We start from the raw sequence: 2,541 nt of genomic DNA, 5'->3' as shown, positions 1-2,541 counted from the left end.
GTTTAAATTAGCCTTGATTGGAACGATCGTAAGGCCGATTCTATCGCCCTGCTCACTCAATGGAGTCAGCCCGGTCAAACACTTTCTTTAACCGTTCCCGGGCTGATGCGCCATTATCCGGATCAATACCCTGGGAAATCATCGTCTCCCGCTGATACAGTTGCGCCGCCTCTTCTACCTGACGGGTGACTTCTATACTGCGACTATCCTCAATCCCTTTCAGGATACTGGCCTCGAGATCTTCACCTTCCAGCACCCGGTTACAGAGTATTTCATAGTTCCGCTCAAATACCGGATAAGCGACCCGCTGCTCCTCACTGCGCAGCATCATCCAACCAGTTTCACGGGCGGCAAGATAGACCGCAATGTGCGACCATGGATAGTCTCTGTTCTGTTGGGGGGCATAACAGGCTTCGTAATAAGCCTGCAAAGGTTCTTTCAACCCCACTTCATCGTATCGTAGTTTGCACAGCTCACGAATATCACTGAGATCAGGAAAAAACCTGGCGGTATCCAGCGCCTTTTTGGCCGCCATTAAAATACGACGGGGACTGAATTCCCGGAGAGAGTTTTTCCATACCCGCTTGGCACGCATTAAATCGTCATGGGTCTGGAAAGCCCGCTTGAACTTCAGGGGATAGGCACCTTCCAGGAGCGTGAAAACCGCATTAATGGCATCAACATGATCGGCCCCGGAACCAGCCTGATGCGTACCAGAGCCAGAAGCGCCCTGATCAGAGGCCGACGGCGTTTGCTCGGCCAGGAAACGCTGATCACTCGTCGCCATCTTCGAACTGGAAGCCTTCGTCCCAGCTCCGGTCCGTAAGTTTTTCAGCTGTTGATTGATGAGATCTTTGCCCTGTTTCACTTTGATTCCGCTTCCACTGGTAAATAACGTGGGACTTGAACTTGTTCTGCCAGGCTTTGCGTGCCTCACCCGTCTCATGCCAGTAAAGCTTGAAATCAATCAGTTGGGTAGCAATAAAGTCCAGGGGTATCCCGTGATGGGCCTGAAGAAACTCCAGAATTTCCCGGGATGGCGCAAAATCTTCCGGCAAAGGCTGAACCCGGGCACCCTCACGAATCACAGGTTGAGGCTGACTAAAAACAGGATGCTCTTCCTGTTTTGGAGTAGCCGACTCAATTTCCCAAGGTAATGCACCCGCATTGCGCTGGCGAATATAATGTTTGTTCTCGTCAGTCATGTAATCAACAATACCTGCCTTCCCGTCTCTGGTCTATCAATGATATCACCCTGTTTGCCATACGGCTTCGTCAACACAGAAAAACGACACGTTCAAAAAACCAGACAGTAGTCATCGTCAAGCCTGGACGGGGAAGTTTGCTGCTGAAGCCATTATATGGCAATGAGTAAAGGACACAAAAACCGACAGCCCCACCTCATAACCAATCAGTGCACTTTTGAGATTCGCAGGCCTATTGATTAAGGTAAGCACGTGTCTTGCTGACAGGCGGGTTATTGTATCAACGATTATAATTAAAATTCATTATTTTAAACCATATTTATACAGCCATAGATCGCTGACATAATTATCAGTTTCAAGAATTTGCTCCCTGATTTCAAAAGAATTAAAAATACGAATAACTACTTATCGAAAAATACTCAACTCAGGAAACTTTCTAACAATCTCAATGATCTGAGGAGAACACTTTTTTTATCAGGAGAGTTAGAATGGACATTCAATATTCAAGTAAAGTTAATACCCAAACCGTCCGTAGTCCCCATGAACAAAACCTTCCCGGCTCTGACACTGAGCGGTCCCGGGAGGAGGCAAGAATCCCTTGCTACGGTATGAAGACTGAGAAATTTTCTCCTGATTCTGATGCCCTTCAACTATCTCCTCACCTCGCCCCTCACCCGGAGCGTACCAGAGGAGAAAACACCAGAGAGCTTCCCGCCAGAAAGCCAGAAATTTCGCACCATCAATCAGCTTTAACCGAAAATTCAGGCAGCACATCAACGCACCAGGGTGTTAAGGGAGATATGTCGTCTGCTGTCAAGGAAGCCAGCACCACCGCCCCCCGCACCTATATCGCCAGGGCAGAAGAACAGATTGAACGTTTAAGGCTTTTATTACAAAAGCCCATGTTGGCAAGTTTACCATCCGTTAACAGGGAGTATCGTACTGACCAGACTCAATCAACACAATTCAGGCCCCCCCCCCCCCTGTCACACCTGAACCATTGGCAACACCCTCGGACCTTTCCCATACCCCGGATGAAAAGCGACTGACTGCTGGCCGTTATCCCCCTCCACTCAGTACCGGCTTATCGGGTGAATCTACTACGACTAAAACGCAACACCTGACTACGGGGCAAATACACAGCCGTGGTAGTGTAGTGGTTAATAATAATGAAGATAGCGGAAAAACAGCACTCAGTGAGCAACCTCAGGGTGCAAGTACTCAACAGGGTAAAACCTCAGTACGCTCATCGTTGAGCACTTCTGCCACAGATGGATCACTATTGAAGCCGGGATCTGTCACTGCTGATGCCACTAAACTCACGGGCCAACCCAGT

Annotated in this window: 4 protein-coding genes; 2 read left to right on the top strand and 2 right to left on the bottom strand. The window is 48.7% G+C overall.

Features of this window, described 5'->3' with window-relative positions; genetic code table 11:
* Nucleotides 1-52: 52 nt before the first annotated feature.
* Nucleotides 53-787 (bottom strand): replication protein P, encoded by a 735-nt coding sequence (locus KDK14_RS09945; RefSeq protein ID WP_257264948.1) that lies wholly within the window; start codon nt 785-787, stop codon nt 53-55.
* Nucleotides 774-1,205: a DnaT-like ssDNA-binding domain-containing protein gene (locus tag KDK14_RS09940; protein WP_257264947.1), complete on the bottom strand. Its 432-nt coding sequence runs from the start codon at nt 1,203-1,205 to the stop codon at nt 774-776. Before KDK14_RS09940 ends, KDK14_RS09945 begins: the two co-directional genes overlap by 14 nt.
* Before the next feature lie 488 nt (nt 1,206-1,693).
* On the opposite strand from KDK14_RS09940, the gene KDK14_RS09935 reads away from it, so the two are divergent.
* On the top strand, nt 1,694-2,254 hold the full coding sequence (locus KDK14_RS09935; RefSeq protein WP_257264945.1) for a hypothetical protein: 561 nt from the start codon (nt 1,694-1,696) through the stop codon (nt 2,252-2,254).
* Nucleotides 2,206-2,541 (top strand): hypothetical protein (locus KDK14_RS09930; RefSeq protein WP_257264944.1); only part of this gene is annotated, 336 nt, incomplete at its 3' end. The genes KDK14_RS09935 and KDK14_RS09930, both read left to right, overlap by 49 nt.

It is taken from the genome of Endozoicomonas sp. ONNA2 (assembly GCF_024606365.1).
GTDB lineage: Bacteria > Pseudomonadota > Gammaproteobacteria > Pseudomonadales > Endozoicomonadaceae > Endozoicomonas.
The sequence above is the reverse complement of the archived record's forward strand: the minus strand, read 5'-3'. Positions and strand labels throughout refer to the sequence as shown.

Bases quoted from the DNA above. Each gene is read 5' to 3' on its own strand.
- KDK14_RS09945 (WP_257264948.1), bottom strand. From the start codon at position 787: ATGGCGACGAGTGATCAGCGTTTCCTGGCCGAGCAAACGCCGTCGGCC.
- KDK14_RS09940 (WP_257264947.1), bottom strand. From the start codon at position 1,205: ATGACTGACGAGAACAAACATTATATTCGCCAGCGCAATGCGGGTGCA.
- KDK14_RS09935 (WP_257264945.1), top strand. From the start codon at position 1,694: ATGGACATTCAATATTCAAGTAAAGTTAATACCCAAACCGTCCGTAGT.